This is a genomic window from Achromobacter spanius (assembly GCF_029637605.1).
Taxonomy (GTDB): Bacteria; Pseudomonadota; Gammaproteobacteria; order Burkholderiales; family Burkholderiaceae_B; genus Achromobacter; species Achromobacter spanius_E.
In genome coordinates this window covers 4,617,070-4,633,653 of record NZ_CP121261.1, presented here as the reverse complement: position 1 = coordinate 4,633,653, position 16,584 = coordinate 4,617,070, and the positions used below count along the sequence as shown (strand labels likewise).

The following is a 16,584-nucleotide window of genomic DNA, read 5'->3' as shown; positions in this document are numbered from 1 at the left end:
TTCATTTCCCGAGCGGCCGTCGAATGTTTGATGTCAGTTTCACTGAACTGATGGTGGTCGGCGTCATCGCCTTGATCGTCATTGGTCCCGAACGCCTGCCCAAGGTTGCCCGCACCGTCGGCCACCTGCTGGGTCGCGCGCAGCGTTACGTCAACGACGTTAAGTCCGATATCCAACGCGAAATCGAAATCGACGAGCTGCGCAAATTCAAAAGCGAAATGGAAGACGCCGCCCAAGGCGTGCAACAGTCGCTGAATGAAACGCACGCGTCCTTGCAAGAGCCGGTTCAGCAGTTCCGTGCCGAACTCGACGAAGTGGCCCGCGAAGCCAATGGCAAGGTCGCACCCGTGATCGTGGGAGACGCGTCGGCCCCCGCGGCTAGCGCGTCGCTTGAACCCGCGCCCGACTCCGTGCCCGAACCCACGCGCACGATCGCGCCTCCCGGGCAAAGCCACAACCTGGATCTGGACCTGCCGCCCGCGTCCGCAACCAGCAGCACGGCGGCCGCGCCCCCCGCTCCTCAACAACCCGCCCCGGCGCCCCGCGCGCCCAAGGCTGACGACGCCGCGCCCGCCGCCAAGCCCGTCCCGCCCTCCGGAACACCGACGTGACCCAGGAAGCCTCCCAAGAAGAAGGCCAGCAAGAGACCTTCATCTCTCACCTGGTCGAATTGCGCACCCGCCTGATGCGCGCCGTCGGCGCGGTAGTGGCCGTGTTCATCGTGTTGTTCATCTATCCCGGCGCATCGGCCATTTACGACGTGCTGGCGGCCCCCATGCTGGCGTCGCTGCCCCAAGGCACGCGCATGATCGCCACGGGCGTCATCACGCCGTTCATGGTGCCGGTCAAGGTCACGATGATGGCCGCCTTCATCGTGGCGTTGCCGGTCGTGCTGTACCAGGCGTGGGCCTTTGTGGCGCCGGGCCTGTATCGCCACGAAAAACGACTGGCGCTGCCGCTGATCGTCTCCAGCACGTTCCTGTTCATCGCGGGCATGGCGTTCTGCTACTTCGTGGTGTTCCGCACGGTGTTCCATTTCATTGCCACGTTCGCGCCGCAGTCCATCACGCCGGCCCCGGACATCGAGGCCTACCTGAGCTTCGTCATGACGATGTTCATGGCGTTCGGGATCACCTTCGAAGTGCCCGTGGCCGTCGTGCTGCTGGTGAAGATGGGCGTTGTCGAACTGTCCAAGCTACGAGCCGCGCGCGGCTATGTGGTGGTGGGCGCATTCATCATTGCCGCCGTGGTCACGCCGCCCGACGTGGTCAGCCAGTTCATGCTGGCGGTGCCGCTCTGCCTGCTTTATGAGGTTGGCCTGCTCGTTGCCCGGATGGTCACGCCCAAGGCGGGCGCGGCCGACGACGCCGTCTCTGACTCACTGACCGAGCGTCACTGACCAAGCGCCACGTATCGCGCATTGCGTGGGGCCGCCTTCGGGCGGCCCCATTCACGTTCACCGCGGTATCCACCGCCGTTGTCCGCCGCTCGCGCCACGCAATACATGGTGCAAAAAATCGGTGCAAGAAACTGAGCAAGAAGCGGCGCAAGACGCCGTGCAAACGCCGTGCAAACGCCGTGCAAACGCCGCTCAAACGCCGCTCAAACGCGGCACAGTATCGGACTCTTTCACTCTTGTCGGCGCGCGGGTGCCACCCTACATTGTTGGCATGTCGCCTGCTCAAAGGCTGCGCGCCCTGATGCGGTGGCGCGGCATCCACAGCCAAAACCAATTGGCGCGCCTTTCGGGCGTGCCGCAATCCTGCATCCACCGAATTCTTACCCGCGATGAGCACTATGCCCCCTCGCGCGCAACCTTGCTGCGGCTGGCGAAAGCGTTGGACACCACCGTGCCCTGGCTGAGCGACGGCGTAGTGAGCGTGACGGAATTCAACTCGAACTGCTTGCCGGCGCCCGCGACGCCGGCCGTGCCGGCAGCCGCCCCGGACGACTACTGCGCCGAGATCGGCGCATTGCTGCAGAGCCAACCCGACAGCACGAAAAAAGCCGTGTTGTCGATGGTGCGCCTGCTGGCCGAACGGCAGCCGCCCGATGCCTAGCCGCGCCTGCCAGGCACGCGCCACGCAGCCCGCCACCGCCGCCTGCCACCTCGCCCCGCTAGCGCGGCTTGCCGGGCCGCGTCCCCACCACCACAGCCACCTCAACCGCCTTGCCCGCGCGCAAGACGCCCAGCGCGGCGCGCTGACCAGGCGGCAACTGCGCAATCTCGCCCAGCAACTGGGTCGTATCGGCCATGCGCTTGCCATTGATCGTCTGCACGATATCGCCTACGCGCAGGCCGGCGCGCGCGGCCGGACCATCGCGCATGACGCCGGCGATGATCACGCCGCGCGTGTCGTTCTTGAGTTCAAACGCGCGGGCAAGCTCCGGCGTCACGTCCTGCGGTTCCACGCCCAGCCAGCCGCGCTTGACCGAGCCCGTCTTGACGATGTCGTCCATCACCTTGCGCGCAATCTCGATGGGCGTGGCGAAGCCGATGCCCATCGACCCGCCCGATTCGGAATAGATGGCCGTGTTGATACCCACCAGGTTGCCCTCGGCATCCACCAGCGCACCGCCGGAGTTGCCCGGGTTGATGGCCGCGTCGGTCTGGATGAAGCTTTCGTAGGTGTTCAGCCCCAGCCCATTGCGGCCCAACGCCGACACAATGCCCTGGGTGGTGGTCTGGCCCACGCCAAACGGGTTGCCTATCGCCAGCACCACGTCGCCCACGCGCAGGCCACGGTCGGCGGCCAGCGTGGCGGCCGGAAGCGTCCGCAACGAACTCAGCTTCAGCACCGCCAGGTCCGTATCAGGGTCCGCGCCTACAAGTTTCGCGGTGTCGCGCCGGCCGTCGCTCAGCGCCACTTCAATGGCGTCGGCCGCCTGAACCACGTGATAGTTCGTCAGCACGTGGCCGTCGTGGCTCACGATGACGCCGGAGCCCAGACTGGTCGTTGCCTGACGCCGGCTCATGCCCGGCACCTGCCCGAATAATTGGCGCAGCACCGGGTCGTCGGGCAGCGGCACCAGCGGCACATTGACGTGCTTGGTCGTGTACACATTCACCACCGACGGCGCCGCGCGCGCCACGCCGTCCGCATACGAAACCGGCCCCACGCCACTGCCAGCGGGCAGGCGTGCCGCTGCCACGGCGGCGGGTGGCGCGGCCCCTGGGCCGCCAAGGCGCAGCAGGTCCGGCCGCAAGGTCGTGACCACGAATAGAATACCCAGGCAGACCGTGACGGCCTGAGCAAATATCAGCCAATATCGGCGCATGATTCTGATAGGACGAACGATGAAAAAAGTGGACTCTCGCGTGCTGGCCAGTTGGCTGGACGACACCCTGCAAGCCGCGCGTTTCAAGGACTACTGCCCCAACGGCTTGCAAGTGGAGGGCCGATCCGAAGTCGCACACATTATCACCGGTGTTACCGCCAGCGAAGCATTGCTGCGCGCCGCGGTCGAACGTGGCGCGGATGCCGTGCTGGTCCACCATGGCTGGATGTGGCGCAATGAAGACCGTCGCGTGATCGGCACGCGACGCACGCGCATGGCGCTGGCATTGAAAAACGACCTGAACCTGTACGCCTATCATTTGCCGCTGGATGCGCATCCCACCCTGGGCAACAACGCGCAACTGGCCCGCGTGCTGGGTTTCACGCCCGCGCGGCGCGATGACGGAACACCGCGCACCTGTGGCCAGGACAACCTGGTATGGCTGGGCGAGGCCACGGGGCTGAAAACACTGGGCCAACTGGGCGCGCGCGTGGCAGAACGGCTGGGCCGGCAACCGCTGGTGGTCGGCGACCCGGATCAACCCTTGACAAGCGTGGCGTGGTGTACAGGCGGGGCGCAAGGCATGCTGGCCGACGCCGTGGATGCCGGCGCCAGCGCTTACCTCACAGGCGAAGTGTCTGAGTCCACCGTGCATCTGGCGCGAGAGACCGGCGTCGGCTTCATCGCGGCCGGTCACCACGCCACCGAGCGCTATGGCGCCCAGGCGCTGGGCCAGGCCGTGGCCGAACAGTTCGGCATCAAGGTCGAATTCATCGATCTTGATAACCCGGCGTAGCGCAAACACAACAACGGCAGCCAGGCCCCGGCGAATGCGCCGGCCGGGCCGTTGTCGTGCTTTATTTTTTGCGGTGCTTTATTTCTTGAGCAGGTCGCGAATTTCGCGCAGCAGCGCCACGTCTTCGGGCGTTGCGGCTGGCGCGGCCGGTGCCGGTGCTTCCTCGGCCTTGGTGCGGGCCTTGTAGATGGCTTTGACCATCCAGAAAATCACGAACGCCAGCAACACGAAGTTGATGAGGACCGTCACGAAGTTACCCCAGGCGAACACGCTGGCGCCCGCTTTGGTGAGGTCGGCATACGTCATCGGGCCGTTGTAGCCGGCGGGCATCGACAGCACAAAGAATTTGTTCGAGAAATCGACGGCGCCGCCCAGGATGAAATTGACCAAGGGCATGATGATGTCTTTCACCATGGAATCGACGATTCGGCCGAACGCCGCACCGATAATGACACCTACCGCCAGGTCAACCGCGTTGCCTTTTACAGCGAAATCTCGGAATTCTTTGACGAAACCAGTCTTTTTGCTCATAAAAGCACTCCCATCGTGATACGCCCTTGAGTGGGCTGGCGCTATAATACGCGGTTGCTATGTTGTTACATATTCCCGCGAAGCCGATGCCGCAGAAGTGATGCTACTCGTAGAGCGGGCGCATCAACAAGGATAGGAAGATGAGTCAGGATACGCTGGTGCACGATGATGACGGTGCGGTTGATCCCAACCTGCCACCTGATCCTTCGCGACGTTTCTGGGTTACCACCGCCTGTGCTGTGGGTGGCGTAGCAGGTGTCGCAACGGCAGTGCCGCTTGTGAGCACATTTTCTCCCTCTGACAAGGCCCGAGCGGCCGGGGCCCCCGTTGAAGTGGATATCGGCGATATACCCGTCGGCACCATGAAAACCGTGGAATGGCGTGGGAAACCGGTGTGGATCATGCACCGTTCTCCCGAACAGCTCGCCGCCCTCAAGACGCTTGACCCCTTGCTGGCCGACCCGGAATCCGAGCGGCCAGGCTTCACTCCCGAATATGCCAAGAACGAAGGTCGCTCGCGCAAGCCCGAGCTCTTCGTTTGCGTCGGCATCTGTACTCACTTGGGCTGCTCGCCCACCTCGCACTTCGAAACAGGCGGCGGTGGCGGCATGGGCGCCAATTGGCAAGGCGGATTCCTCTGCCCCTGCCACGGCTCCACGTTCGACCTGGCTGGCCGGGTCTACAAGAACAAGCCTGCTCCCGATAATCTCGAAGTTCCGCCGTACGAATATCTGAGCGACACCCGCATCATTGTGGGCGTCGATGAAGACAACAAGGCCTGACGCTCGCGTCGCGCTTTTTTCCCGATTACGTAAGTAAAACAAATACGCCACGTATTAGAGAAGGAGCCGTTACATGGCTGGCGAGAAAACCGTCGAGACAACAGGCCTGTTGGGGTGGCTGGACCGGCGTTTTCCGGTGACATCCACCTGGAAAGCCCATCTGTCCGAGTACTACGCACCAAAGAATTTCAACTTCTGGTATTTCTTTGGCTCTCTGGCCTTATTGGTCCTGGTGCTGCAGATCGTGACCGGCATTTTCCTGGTCATGCATTACAAGCCGGACGCCGAACGCGCGTTCCAATCCGTCGAATACATCATGCGCGAAGTCCCCTGGGGCTGGCTCGTGCGCTACATGCATTCCACCGGCGCGTCGATGTTCTTCGTCGTCGTCTACCTGCACATGCTGCGCGGGCTGCTTTACGGTTCCTACCGCAAGCCGCGCGAACTCGTGTGGATCTTCGGCGTGGCAATTTTCCTCTGTCTGATGGCGGAAGCCTTCTTCGGTTATCTGCTGCCGTGGGGCCAGATGTCGTATTGGGGCGCCCAGGTGATCGTGAACCTGTTCGCCGCCATTCCGTTCATTGGCCCCGAGCTGTCAATCTGGATCCGTGGCGACTACGTCGTGTCGGACGCCACCCTGAACCGCTTCTTTGCCTTTCACGTCATCGCGATTCCGCTGGTGCTCGTGGGCCTGGTCGCGGCTCACCTGGTGGCACTGCACGAAGTCGGCTCGAACAACCCGGACGGCATCGAAATCAAGCAGGGCCCGAAAGACAAGTACGGCCGGCCCAAGGATGGCATCCCGTTCCACCCGTTCTATTCCGTGCATGACCTGATGGGCGTGGCGGGCTTCCTGCTCGTGTTCGCGTTCATCGTGTTCTTCGCGCCGGAAATGGGCGGCTACTTCCTCGAGTACAACAACTTCATTCCCGCTGACTCGCTGAAGACGCCGCCACACATCGCGCCGGTCTGGTACTTCACGCCGTTCTACTCGATGCTGCGCGCCACCACCGACGAATTCACGTGGGTGTTGGCGGGCGCATCGGTGCTGGGCGCCATCGCGTTGCTCGTCAAGAGCAACCTGAAGGGCATCCTGCGCATTGCCATCCCCGGCATCCTGATCGTCGTGGCCGTGCTGCTGCGCGTGATCGACGCCAAGTTCTGGGGCGTGGTGGCCATGGGCGGTACGGTGGTCATCCTGTTCTTCCTGCCCTGGCTGGACCATTCCCCGGTCAAGTCGATCCGCTACCGGCCCACGTGGCACAAGTGGATCTACGGCATCTTCATGGTCAACTTCCTGGTGCTCGGCTACATCGGTACGCAGCCGCCCAGTCCGCCGTTGAACATCACGTCGCAAATTGGCACGCTGCTGTACCTGGCATTTTTCTTCCTGATGCCGGTCTGGAGCCGCCTTGGCACCTTCAAGCAAGTGCCCGAGCGCGTTACGTTCCACGCCCACTGAGCCCACCAGATAACGGATTAACCATGATCAAGAAGCTGATTGGTGCCGTGGCCTTGATGCTCACGTGCACCACCGCATTTGCCGCCGAAGGCGGTTTCCCGCTGGACAAGGCGCCGTACCGCGTCAACGACATGTCGTCGCTGCAAAACGGCGCCAAGCTGTTCGTCAACTACTGCCTGAACTGTCATAGCGCGTCCTCGATGCGCTACAACAAGCTCAAGGACATAGGTCTGACCGACCAGCAAATCAAGGAAAGCCTGCTGTTCACCGGCGAAAAGGTGGGCGACATGATGCATATCGCCATGACGCCCCAGGACGCCAAGAAGTGGTTTGGCACGACGCCCCCGGATTTATCCGTGATCGCCCGCGCCAAATCGGTCAACGCCGGCCCGTCCGGCGCCGACTACATCTACACCTACCTGCGCACCTTCTACCGCGACACGTCGCGCGCCACGGGCTGGAACAACCTGGTTTTCCCGTCCGTGGGCATGCCGCACGCCCTCTGGGAACGCCAGGGTCCGCGCGAACTGACGACCGTGGCCATGCATGAAGTGGAAGCCAAGGATGCCAAGGAAGGCGCTCCCAAAAACTGGGAACGCATCACGACGGTGTACGATGCTCAAGGTTTTTCCACGGTCAAGGCCGAACCGGTAGCTGATTACCACGGCCATGCCACCTTTGATGCCAAATTTAAGGCCGCCAACCCGGCCCAAGTCGCAACATACGACAACGACGTCGCAGACCTGACCGCGTTCATGTCCTGGATGGCAGAGCCCGTCCAGACATTGCGCGTCCGTATCGGCGTCGGCGTCATGTTGTTCCTGCTGTTGTTCTTCCTGGTTACGTGGCGCCTGAACGCCTCGTACTGGAAACACGTGCGCTAACCGCAACGCCCCGCCAGGCATGCAAGCCGCTACCTCATTAATAAGGGACGGCAACGGAGGATAGGGCCGTACGCCTATCCCGCCTGGCAATCGGGGCCAGCGCCTGCTAGATTTAGGCGCTGGCCTTTCGTTTTTCATAAAGGACTTTCACCATGATGGTGCTCTATTCCGGAACCACGTGTCCGTTTTCGCAACGCTGCCGCTTCGTGTTGTTCGAAAAGGGTATGGACTTCGAGATCCGTGACATCGACCTGTACAACAAGCCCGAAGACATCGCGGTGATGAACCCGTACGGTCAAGTGCCCATCCTGGTCGAGCGCGACCTGATCCTGTACGAATCCAACATCATCAACGAGTACATCGACGAGCGCTTCCCGCATCCGCAACTGATGCCGGCCGATCCCGTCATGCGCGCCCGTACCCGCCTGTTCCTGTACAACTTCGAGAAAGAACTGTTTGTTCACGTCTCGACGCTGGAAGACCGCAGCACCAAGCCCGACGAGAAGAAGCTGGCCAACGCGCGCCAGAACATTCGCGACCGCCTGGCCCAGTTGGCCCCGATGCTGCTGAAGAACAAGTACATGCTGGGCGAAGAATTCTCGATGCTGGACGTGGCCGTGGCGCCGCTGCTGTGGCGCCTGGATCACTACGGTATCGAACTGCCCAAGAACGCGGCCCCGCTGCAAAAGTACGCCGAACGCATCTTCTCGCGCCCGGCCTACATCGAAGCGCTGACGCCTTCGGAAAAAGTAATGCGTCGTTAAGGCTGGCTGTGTGATGGGTGAAACTTCGACCAAACCGTATCTGATCCGCGCACTGCATGAATGGTGCACCGACAACGGCTACACGCCGTACATCACCGTGCAGGTCGATGAGCACACCATGGTGCCCGTCGCGCATGTCCGTGACGGTCAGATCACACTGAACGTGGGCACACTGGCCACCAACCGTCTGGTGCTGGGCAACGAATTCATTGAGTTCCAAGCCCGCTTCAGCGGCGTGACCGAAAACGTCTATGTTCCCGTCGGCGCCGTCAGCGCCATCTACGCGCGTGAAACCGGCGCGGGCATGGGCTTTGAAGTGCAGCCCTATGAACCGCCGGAAGCAGGCGCCCAAGGCGCGGCGGAACCCGCTGCCCTGGAAGGCGTTGAAGCGCAGGCCGACACCACGCCCGGTGACGACGGCGGCAACGACGACGAACCCAAGCGTCCGCGCCTGACTATCGTCAAGTAGTGTGCGTGACACAAAGACGGCGTGCCTGGCACGCCGTCTTTGTTTTTCTGCTTGCTCAATTCAACCGCCTCACGCTGAAGCCTGAAGTATCCACTCGTGCCTGGGGTCGTTGCGAAACGCCCATTCGCGCCGTGGACCCGCCATCGTGTTCAGGTAATAAAGATCGTAACCGTGGGGGGCGACGCAGGGATGGTAGCCGCGCGGCACCGTCACAACATCGTGATCTTCAACGGCCATGGCCTCGTCCAGACTGCGATCATCGGTATAGACGCGCTGGAACGCGAATCCTTGCGGCGGATTCAAGCGGTGGTAGTACGTCTCTTCCAACTGCGTCTCGCCCGGTTCCGCCGTGTCGTGCTTGTGCGGCGGATAGCTTGAAGCATGCCCCGCCGGCGTAATCACTTCGACTACCAGCAGCCGCTCCGCCACGTCGCTTTCAGGCAGGATGTCACACACATGCCGCGCATTGCTGCCTTGCCCGCGAACGCTGCGTTGCATCGACATTGGCTCGATCACGCGGGGAGCATGGCGCCCAAGCGCGGGGGCAAAGCAAAGCCCCAACTCAACATTCGTGATCGCGCGTATCGACACGCCTTTGCCAGGCGGCACGTAGACGGCATAGGGCGACACCGGATCAAACACGGACATGCGGCTGCCCAGCGCCCGATAGCGATGGGCGCCAAGGCTCACATCCACCTCGCCCGCCAACACCACAATGCAGCATTCGCGGGCGTCGGTACTGAATAGCTCTTCTTCATCAGGCAGCATGCGCAACGCGCGAAATCCCACATGCTTCCAGCCCGCGCTGGCGGGCGTGACTTCCACGATCTGCCTGCCGCTTGCGCTGGCCTTGATCAATAAACTCATGCCTGATCTCCCTGAAGTTCAGCCACCATGGCGGACAAGGTTTGATAGCCCAGCTTTGCATATTGGTAGGACGGCGCCACGGCGGGATCCTGCTCGGCCTCGACCACCAGCCAGCCCTGATACCCCGCGTTGTGCAATGCCGCCAAGACCGCGCGAAAATCGATGCAACCATCACCGGGCACCGTGAACACGCCGTTCATCACCGCATCCAGGAACGACCAATCCTCGTTGCGAGCCGCCCTCGCGATGCCGGACCGTACATCCTTGCAATGCACGTGCACGATACGCTGCGCGTGCCGCGTCAATTGCGCCACGACGTCGGTGTCCAGCCCCGCGACGGCACCCGCCAGATAGCAATGCCCCGTGTCGAATAGCAGGCCCACGTTCTCGTCCGTGACCGCCATCAATCGGTCGACGTCGTCGGCGGTTTCAACGTAGGCGCCCATGTGATGGTGATAGGCCAGGGTCAGGCCGTAGCGTGCTTTCAGGTGCTCGCCATAGGCGTTCAAACGCTTGCCATAGGTGCTCCAGGATGCGTCGCTGCGCCAGCGCGGCCGCTTGGCCAGGGGTGTGCCGCGCCGCCCCTGGATCGAATCGGCAACCTCGCCGTAGACCACCACGTTGCAACCCTGCGCCTGCAGCTTTTCCATGTGCGCCGCGCCCTCGCGGATCTCGGCATCCACGCCCTGATGAGCGAGTCGGCCCGAATACCAGCCGGATACGCATGCCACGCCATACTCCGCCAACACGGCCTTCAGTGCCTGTGGCGACTGCGGGAACTTGTTGCCCAGTTCGAAACCCGCGTATCCGATCCGCGCACCTTCGGACAAGGCCGTTGCAAGCGGCGTGTCGCCGCCTAGCGTAGGCAGGTCGTCGTTGCTCCACGAGATGGGGTTGACGCCGATGCGCACCTTCCACGCAGACTCTTTGTTCACAGTGCCGGCTCCTTCAAAGTGCCTGTCGGCGTTTATTGGCGACATAGGCCGCGTGGGCCGCTTGCGCTTGAGCGCGGTCAGACACTTCCGGCACGGCTACGTCCCACCAGCAGCCGCCGTCCGAAGTCGTGCGTGACGCGGACGTATCAATGACCAACACCGTGGTGTGTTGACGGCTGCGCGCCTCGCGCAAGCGCAGTACGAGTTCAGCAACATCAGCGACGTGCTCGGCATGCGCGCCAAGACTGCGGGCGTGCGCCGCAAAGTCGATGCGGGGCGCGATGCCCGCGGGTGCGATGCAGTCGTCCAGCAAGTTGTTGTAGTTTTCGCCCCCGCAAGCGTGCTGCAGGCGGTTGATGCATCCAAAGCCACGGTTGTCGAGCAACACGATGATCAGCTTGCACCCCAACATGACCGACGTGGCAATTTCGGAGTTCATCATCAAGTAGGAACCGTCGCCCACCATCACGATGACTTCCTTGTCTGGATGGGCCAGCTTCACGCCCAGGCCTCCCGCGATTTCATATCCCATGCAGGAATAGCCGTATTCCACGTGGTAGCCGCCCGGCAGGCTGCTGCGCCACAGCTTGTGCAGTTCAGCAGGCAGCGTCCCGGCGGCGCACACGACAATGTCATGGTGCGACGACGCCGTATCGGAAGACTGCACCGCGCCGATCACGTCGGCCTCGTAGGGCAGGCCATCCGGCGCTGCCGTGGTCAATGCCAGGACCCGTTCGCGCCATTGCGCCCCAAGCCGTCGGGATGCTTCCGTCCAATCCAGGTCGGCCCGCCAGCCGGTCAGCGCGTTGCCCAACTGCGCCAACGCCAGCGCGGCGTCAGCCACCAGGGCTTGCCCACGCCGCTTGCCAGCGTCCAGCGCCTGCACGTTGATGGACAGCAACGGCGTGTCGCCGAACAGAGAATTCGATCCGGTTGTGAAATCCTGCAAGCGCGAGCCCACGGCAATGATCAGGTCTGCCCGCGCGGCAAGAGCGTTCGACGCGGGGGAACCGGTGACACCGATGGCGCCCAGATTCATGGGATGGTCCCAGTCCAGCGTGCCCTTGCCGGCCTGCGTCTCGGCCACGGGTACGCCATATGCTTTGGCAAACGCGGCCAGCGCCTCAGACGCCTGGGCATAAAGCGCGCCCCCGCCCACCACCAACAGCGGGCGGCGGGTGGCACGAATGGCCACCACCGCGCGCCGGAGCGCATCCTCGTCGGGAGGAGGGCGCAAAAAATGCAGGGGTGCGGGCTGTAGAAATTCAAGCGGGCAATCAAACGCCTGCGTCTGCACATCCTGCGGCAGGGCCAGCGTGACCGGCCCGCACTGCGCGGGGTCGCTCAGCACCTGAATCGCGCGCGGCAACGCGGTCAGGATCTGCTCGGGCCTGACCAGGCGGTCGAAGTACCGCGACACGGGCCGGAACACGTCATTGGCCGTCGTGTCGCCATCGCCAAAGGGTTCAAGCTGCTGCAACACCGGGTCGGGTGCGCGTGAGGCAAAGGTGTCGCCCGGCAGCAGCAGGACCGGCAAACGGTTGACGTGCGCAAGCGCCGCGGCGGTGACCATGTTGGTGGCACCGGGGCCGATGGATGTCGTGGCCGCCATGATGCGCCGGCGCATGTGCGCCTTGGCATAGGCGATGGCCGCGTGCGCCATCGCCTGCTCGTTGTGGGCACGCAGGACGGGCAAGGCATCGCGCGTCTCTGCCAGCGCCTGGCCCATGCCCGCCACATTGCCATGACCAAAGATTGCCCACACGCCGCCCACGTACGGCGTCAGCGTGCCGTCCGGCTCTTGAACGCGCAACGCGGCCAGGTAGCGCGCGAGGGCTTGGGCCATCGTCAGGCGCAGGGTTTGGCGGGCGCTCATGACGCGGCCCTTTCGGCAGGCACGGCCATATCAGCACCTTGCCCCAAAGTCATGCGGGTGTCGGAACGGCTTGCTTGCCAGCCCGTGATCAAGCTGCGAAAGCGCGCGGCAACGCGATCAATCAATTCCGCATCGGCGATATCTTCGCGCAGCCAGGCCGCGGCGGGCTCGCTCCAGACGCTGCGGCCGATCATGAAGCCCTTCACTACCTGTGCCCGCGCTTGGGCAAAGCCCTGCAATAGCGTGGGCACCGGCTGGTTCAAGCCCAGGATGACCGCCCCTCGGCAATGCGGGTCGCGTTGCGCCACCAACAGATCCAGCGCCTCCCAGGATTCGGACTCCATCATGCCCAGCTTCCACCATTCCGGCCGGATATCCAGGTTGTACAAGCGCCGTACCGAGCGCAGCACCGCATCATCGGCGGCTTCGCCCAAGAGCATGTCGTCAGGGGGAATGATTTCCAGCAGCAGTTCGTGGCCGCTATGGCGCGTGGCCTCCCAGACATGCCGCAGTTGGTCTTCCTGCGCAACGCGCAAATCCGCGTCGTCATCGGGGTGGTAATGCACCAGGCATTTCACGACCTGTTCGCGCGGCCATTGCCGCAGATGCGAGGCCAGGGAACGGCCAGCATCAAAGCGCAAGGGGCGCGAGCCCGGTAGCTCGATGGGCCGCCCCACCCACCAGCCCCGACCGGTCGAGTCGTGCAGGCTTTGCTCCCCATAGACGTCGTCGATCAGCACCCCGATGCGGCCTTGCACACCGGGCGCCTCGGCCACTACATCCACGGCCTGCACGATCAGGCGCTTGAGCGCCGCAATGTCTTCGTCGGACCTGCCATGGCTGGCCGCCAACTCGTAGAACTGCGAACGATGATCGAAAGCCAGCACATAGAGTTCGTGCCAATCAGGACGCGGCGTGGTAACTCGGTGCAGATGCGACAGCGTGACGTCGGTGTCCGGCCGCCGGGACTTATTGCCCGATAACCAGTGGCGCAGTTCGGCTTGTGTCGGCATGGCGGGCGCGCAGCCGTGCCGCGACACCACGATGGCGCCGCATGCGTTCGCCATGCGCGCCGACGCTTCCCAACCCTGTCCACGCAGCAAACCCGCCATCAACCCCGCGGCGAAGGCGTCCCCCGCCCCCAACACATTAAGGACCTGCACGTCTTCACCCACGACCGTGTGCGCGTCCTCGATTCGTTCGGGCACGTCACCCGGCACAATGGCGCATCCGTAGGGACCGAGCTTGATCACGAGCACGGCCGCGCTATGCGCGCGCACCGTCCGCAACGACGCCATCAGATCCGTGGGCACGCCGCCGGCGATCAGGAATTCTTCTTCGGTGCCGATGATCAGGTCAAACTGGCCCAGCAAGGCCTGCAACTGCGCGCTGACGTCGGCATCGGGCACATAGCGGCGCTCTCCGTCGCCTTGCTCCGCCAAGCCCCACAGCACCGGGCGGAAATCGATATCCAGAACACGCGTCACGCGATGTTGCGTCGCCAGTTCCAACGCGCGTAGGGATGCCTGGCGCACACCCACGGTGCTCAGATGCGTACCCGTGACCAGCAGCGCCCGGCATTGCGCAATGAAGGCCGCGTCGATGTCATCCGCGTCCATGGCCATGTCCGCGCAGTTTTCGCGATAGAACAGCAGCGGGAACGTATCGCGGTCCTTGATGCCAAGCAGCACCAATCCCGTCAGCCGTTGCGGATCTTGCCGCACCTGGCTGACATCGCACCCCTCGGCCTGCAACGCGCCAAGTAGAAAGCGCCCCATCTGCTCGTTGCCCACGCGCGAAATCATGGCGGACTTCAGGCCCAGGCGCGCCGCGCCGGAAGCGATATTGGCGGAAGAACCGCCCAGGTACTTCGCAAAGCTAGTGACCTCTTCCAGCGCGCATCCAATCTGCTGCGCATACAAATCCACGGCCAGACGGCCCAGGCAGGCCAGGTCATAACGGCGGTCCTCGGGAAAGCAAAGTGGTTTCATGGCACCCTCAGACGATCACACCTTCAAGATCACGCATCAAGGCCTGCATTTCGGCCCCCCCTGCCATCATGTCCAGCACCTCTTCCTTGGAGATGGCGTCTTTCCGGTAGGTGCCCAAGGATCGGCCCCGATTCAACAGCGTGAAGCGGTCGGCCACGGGATAGGCATGGTTGACGTTATGCGTAATGAAAATAACGGCGATGCCGCGTTGGCGCGCCGTCGCGATTAGCTTGAGCACATTGGCCGATTGCTTGACGCCGAGCGCCGCGGTGGGCTCATCCAGAATCAGCACCCGGGCGCCGAAGTGCATGGCGCGCGCGATCGCCAGGCATTGCTTTTCACCGCCTGACAAAGTGCCGACGGCCTGCTGGGGATCGCGCACGCGGATGCCCATTTCGCCCAGCTTTTCGCGGGCCGTGCTGGCAGCCTCGCGATGGTCCATGACCGGCAACACGCCCAGCCATCGGCGCGTGGGTTCACGGCCCATGAAGAAATTGCGCGCGATGCTCATCAAGGGCACCAGCGCCAGATCCTGGTATACCGTGGCGATGCCGGCGTTCAGCGCATCACGCGGCGATGTGAAGCCGGCGGGCTTGCCGTCCAGAAAATAGCGCCCTTCATCCGGCGGATGCACGCCCGCCAGCGTCTTGATCAGCGTCGACTTGCCGGCGCCGTTGTCGCCCAGAAGGCAGTGCACTTCTCCGGCACGCAATTGAAAGGTCACCCCGTTCAGCGCAATAACCGAGCCGAACGTCTTGCGTATGCTTTCAAGTTCAATGATGGGTGCGCTCATGGTGGGCTCCTTCAATGCCTGGCCACTGCAACGCGGCGGCGCACGATGCTGTTGAAGACCACCGCCAGCAGCAGCATGATGCCCAGGAATACGCGGTACCAGTTGTTGTCGATGCTGGTGTAGCCGATTCCGATCTGCACGACACCGAATATCAGCGCGCCGAACGCCGCCCCGACGACGGAGCCAAAGCCGCCCGTCAACAGGCATCCACCAATGACGGCCGCGATGATGGCTTCAAACTCTTTTTGCAGACCGCGATCCGCGGCGGCCGAGCCGGCGTCCACCACTTGCAGGACCGCGAACAAGGCGGAGCAGAAGGCCATGATCATGAACAGGATGAGCTTCACCCGCGCAACGGGGATGCCCATGTTCTTGGCCGCCGTGGCGTGCCCGCCGGCCGCCAGCACCGCATTGCCAAAGCGCGTGCGGGCCAGCACGAACGCGCCGATGGCCGCCAGGCCCAACCACCACGCCACGACCTTGGGCAGGCCAATGGCCAGCGCACCGCCCCCGTCGCGCGCGTCGATCCATCCCATTGCCGCCAGCCCGTCGAACAGGCCGGTCAGCAGATAGCCTTGGAAGAGCGTCTGCATGACCCAGTCGGATTCCAGCAGGTCGCGCAGGATCAAGGGGCCGTTGGCGCTGATGATGGTCTTGCCGGTGAATAGCGTGGACAAGGCCAGCGTCAATCCGCGCAGGATGTAATAGAACGCCAAGGTGACGATGAAGGAAGGCAGGCCGGTGCGGATGACCAGATACCCGTTGAGCGCGCCAATGGCGATGCACAGGCCGAACATGAACAGGCATGCCAGCCATGGCGGCCAACCCCAGTACAGCGTGGGGATCGCCAGGCCCATGCCGGCAAAGCCGATCATCGAGCCGATGGACAAGTCGAATTCGCCGCCGATCATCAGCAAGGCCGCGCCGGTGGCCAGAATGCCGATGAAGGCCGCCACCGTCGCCCAGTTGACGATGCCTTCGGCGCTGAACATACCGGAGCCGCCGGCCACCAGGCCGAACACCAGGAAAACCGCCACCGTTCCAGATACCGACGCCGCTTCCGGCCTGCCCAGCAGGCGCTGTGGCCATGCCAGCGATTGCACACGCTCGTCGGGCGACGACGGCATCACTGCCGAGCCTTCTGTCATGTCGTGC

17 protein-coding genes are annotated in these 16,584 nt (G+C 63.3%); 9 read left to right on the top strand and 8 right to left on the bottom strand.

What is annotated here, in order from left to right:
- The first annotated feature begins 23 nt into the window (after positions 1 to 23).
- The 3 genes from tatB (at position 24) to P8T11_RS20725 (ending at position 2,060) form a co-directional block, all read left to right on the top strand.
- Positions 24 to 611 (top strand): Sec-independent protein translocase protein TatB, encoded by a 588-nt coding sequence (tatB, locus tag P8T11_RS20735; protein ID WP_268080266.1) that lies wholly within the window; start codon positions 24 to 26, stop codon positions 609 to 611.
- Positions 608 to 1,399 (top strand): twin-arginine translocase subunit TatC, encoded by a 792-nt coding sequence (tatC, locus tag P8T11_RS20730; protein WP_268080267.1) that lies wholly within the window; start codon positions 608 to 610, stop codon positions 1,397 to 1,399. The genes tatB and tatC overlap by 4 nt, the downstream gene beginning before the upstream one ends.
- A gap of 271 nt (positions 1,400 to 1,670) precedes the next feature.
- The gene (locus tag P8T11_RS20725) at positions 1,671 to 2,060 is read left to right on the top strand and encodes a helix-turn-helix domain-containing protein (protein ID WP_268080268.1); all 390 of its coding nucleotides are present in this window, start codon (positions 1,671 to 1,673) and stop codon (positions 2,058 to 2,060) included.
- Between the two features lie 58 nt (positions 2,061 to 2,118).
- Here P8T11_RS20725 and P8T11_RS20720 read toward each other — a convergent pair whose 3' ends face one another.
- A complete protein-coding gene (locus P8T11_RS20720) occupies positions 2,119 to 3,279 on the bottom strand; it encodes a trypsin-like peptidase domain-containing protein (RefSeq protein WP_268080269.1) in 1,161 nt (386 codons plus the stop codon).
- Between the two features lie 19 nt (positions 3,280 to 3,298).
- Here P8T11_RS20720 and P8T11_RS20715 point away from each other — a divergent pair, with 19 nt between their 5' ends.
- On the top strand, positions 3,299 to 4,075 hold the full coding sequence (locus P8T11_RS20715) for a Nif3-like dinuclear metal center hexameric protein (protein WP_268080270.1): 777 nt from the start codon (positions 3,299 to 3,301) through the stop codon (positions 4,073 to 4,075).
- Positions 4,076 to 4,153: 78 nt separating this feature from the next.
- Here the strand turns inward: P8T11_RS20715 and mscL are convergent, their stop codons facing one another.
- Positions 4,154 to 4,606 (bottom strand): large conductance mechanosensitive channel protein MscL, encoded by a 453-nt coding sequence (mscL, locus tag P8T11_RS20710; RefSeq protein ID WP_268080271.1) that lies wholly within the window; start codon positions 4,604 to 4,606, stop codon positions 4,154 to 4,156.
- Positions 4,607 to 4,746: 140 nt separating this feature from the next.
- On the opposite strand from mscL, the gene petA reads away from it, so the two are divergent.
- The 5 genes from petA to P8T11_RS20685 all read left to right on the top strand — a co-directional run bounded on the left by petA (position 4,747) and on the right by P8T11_RS20685 (position 8,967).
- Complete coding sequence (gene petA / locus P8T11_RS20705) at positions 4,747 to 5,388, top strand: ubiquinol-cytochrome c reductase iron-sulfur subunit (RefSeq protein ID WP_268080273.1); 642 nt, start codon at positions 4,747 to 4,749, stop codon at positions 5,386 to 5,388.
- Positions 5,389 to 5,461: 73 nt separating this feature from the next.
- Positions 5,462 to 6,850, top strand: coding sequence for a cytochrome b (locus P8T11_RS20700; RefSeq protein WP_268080274.1), 1,389 nt, complete (start codon positions 5,462 to 5,464; stop codon positions 6,848 to 6,850).
- A 23-nt stretch (positions 6,851 to 6,873) separates the two neighbouring features.
- Entirely contained in the window at positions 6,874 to 7,734 is an 861-nt protein-coding gene (locus tag P8T11_RS20695; RefSeq protein WP_050448902.1) for a cytochrome c1, read from the top strand.
- Between the two features lie 152 nt (positions 7,735 to 7,886).
- Complete coding sequence (locus P8T11_RS20690; protein ID WP_050448901.1) at positions 7,887 to 8,498, top strand: glutathione S-transferase N-terminal domain-containing protein; 612 nt, start codon at positions 7,887 to 7,889, stop codon at positions 8,496 to 8,498.
- A gap of 13 nt (positions 8,499 to 8,511) precedes the next feature.
- Positions 8,512 to 8,967: a ClpXP protease specificity-enhancing factor gene (locus tag P8T11_RS20685; protein ID WP_268080275.1), complete on the top strand. Its 456-nt coding sequence runs from the start codon at positions 8,512 to 8,514 to the stop codon at positions 8,965 to 8,967.
- A 69-nt stretch (positions 8,968 to 9,036) separates the two neighbouring features.
- On the opposite strand, the gene iolB is transcribed toward P8T11_RS20685, so the two are convergent.
- From iolB to P8T11_RS20655, 6 genes are read right to left on the bottom strand one after another with little or no spacing between them, the layout of a single operon-like run.
- Positions 9,037 to 9,834, bottom strand: coding sequence for a 5-deoxy-glucuronate isomerase (gene iolB / locus P8T11_RS20680; protein WP_268080276.1), 798 nt, complete (start codon positions 9,832 to 9,834; stop codon positions 9,037 to 9,039).
- Positions 9,831 to 10,769 carry a myo-inosose-2 dehydratase gene (gene iolE / locus P8T11_RS20675; RefSeq protein WP_268080277.1) on the bottom strand — a complete coding sequence of 313 codons (939 nt, stop codon included), beginning with the start codon at positions 10,767 to 10,769 and terminating at the stop codon, positions 9,831 to 9,833. Before iolE ends, iolB begins: the two co-directional genes overlap by 4 nt.
- 13 nt (positions 10,770 to 10,782) lie before the next feature.
- A complete protein-coding gene (iolD, locus tag P8T11_RS20670; protein WP_268080279.1) occupies positions 10,783 to 12,645 on the bottom strand; it encodes a 3D-(3,5/4)-trihydroxycyclohexane-1,2-dione acylhydrolase (decyclizing) in 1,863 nt (620 codons plus the stop codon).
- Complete coding sequence (locus P8T11_RS20665) at positions 12,642 to 14,636, bottom strand: bifunctional 5-dehydro-2-deoxygluconokinase/5-dehydro-2-deoxyphosphogluconate aldolase (RefSeq protein WP_268080280.1); 1,995 nt, start codon at positions 14,634 to 14,636, stop codon at positions 12,642 to 12,644. Before P8T11_RS20665 ends, iolD begins: the two co-directional genes overlap by 4 nt.
- A 7-nt stretch (positions 14,637 to 14,643) precedes the next feature.
- Positions 14,644 to 15,429, bottom strand: coding sequence for an ATP-binding cassette domain-containing protein (locus P8T11_RS20660; protein WP_277549740.1), 786 nt, complete (start codon positions 15,427 to 15,429; stop codon positions 14,644 to 14,646).
- An 11-nt stretch (positions 15,430 to 15,440) separates the two neighbouring features.
- Positions 15,441 to 16,577, bottom strand: a complete 1,137-nt coding sequence (locus P8T11_RS20655) for an ABC transporter permease (protein ID WP_268080282.1) — start codon at positions 16,575 to 16,577, stop codon at positions 15,441 to 15,443.
- Positions 16,578 to 16,584 lie beyond the last annotated feature (7 nt).

Excerpts from the sequence above, each read along its gene's own strand:
- P8T11_RS20690 (WP_050448901.1), top strand. The coding sequence starts at position 7,887 with ATGATGGTGCTCTATTCCGGAACCACGTGTCCGTTTTCGCAACGCTGC.
- tatB (WP_268080266.1), top strand. The coding sequence starts at position 24 with ATGTTTGATGTCAGTTTCACTGAACTGATGGTGGTCGGCGTCATCGCC.
- P8T11_RS20665 (WP_268080280.1), bottom strand. The coding sequence starts at position 14,636 with ATGAAACCACTTTGCTTTCCCGAGGACCGCCGTTATGACCTGGCCTGC.
- mscL (WP_268080271.1), bottom strand. The coding sequence starts at position 4,606 with ATGAGCAAAAAGACTGGTTTCGTCAAAGAATTCCGAGATTTCGCTGTA.
- P8T11_RS20660 (WP_277549740.1), bottom strand. The coding sequence starts at position 15,429 with ATGAGCGCACCCATCATTGAACTTGAAAGCATACGCAAGACGTTCGGC.
- P8T11_RS20725 (WP_268080268.1), top strand. The coding sequence starts at position 1,671 with ATGTCGCCTGCTCAAAGGCTGCGCGCCCTGATGCGGTGGCGCGGCATC.
- P8T11_RS20720 (WP_268080269.1), bottom strand. The coding sequence starts at position 3,279 with ATGCGCCGATATTGGCTGATATTTGCTCAGGCCGTCACGGTCTGCCTG.
- P8T11_RS20695 (WP_050448902.1), top strand. The coding sequence starts at position 6,874 with ATGATCAAGAAGCTGATTGGTGCCGTGGCCTTGATGCTCACGTGCACC.
- iolB (WP_268080276.1), bottom strand. The coding sequence starts at position 9,834 with ATGAGTTTATTGATCAAGGCCAGCGCAAGCGGCAGGCAGATCGTGGAA.
- iolD (WP_268080279.1), bottom strand. The coding sequence starts at position 12,645 with ATGAGCGCCCGCCAAACCCTGCGCCTGACGATGGCCCAAGCCCTCGCG.
- P8T11_RS20700 (WP_268080274.1), top strand. The coding sequence starts at position 5,462 with ATGGCTGGCGAGAAAACCGTCGAGACAACAGGCCTGTTGGGGTGGCTG.
- P8T11_RS20715 (WP_268080270.1), top strand. The coding sequence starts at position 3,299 with ATGAAAAAAGTGGACTCTCGCGTGCTGGCCAGTTGGCTGGACGACACC.
- petA (WP_268080273.1), top strand. The coding sequence starts at position 4,747 with ATGAGTCAGGATACGCTGGTGCACGATGATGACGGTGCGGTTGATCCC.
- P8T11_RS20655 (WP_268080282.1), bottom strand. The coding sequence starts at position 16,577 with ATGACAGAAGGCTCGGCAGTGATGCCGTCGTCGCCCGACGAGCGTGTG.
- P8T11_RS20685 (WP_268080275.1), top strand. The coding sequence starts at position 8,512 with ATGGGTGAAACTTCGACCAAACCGTATCTGATCCGCGCACTGCATGAA.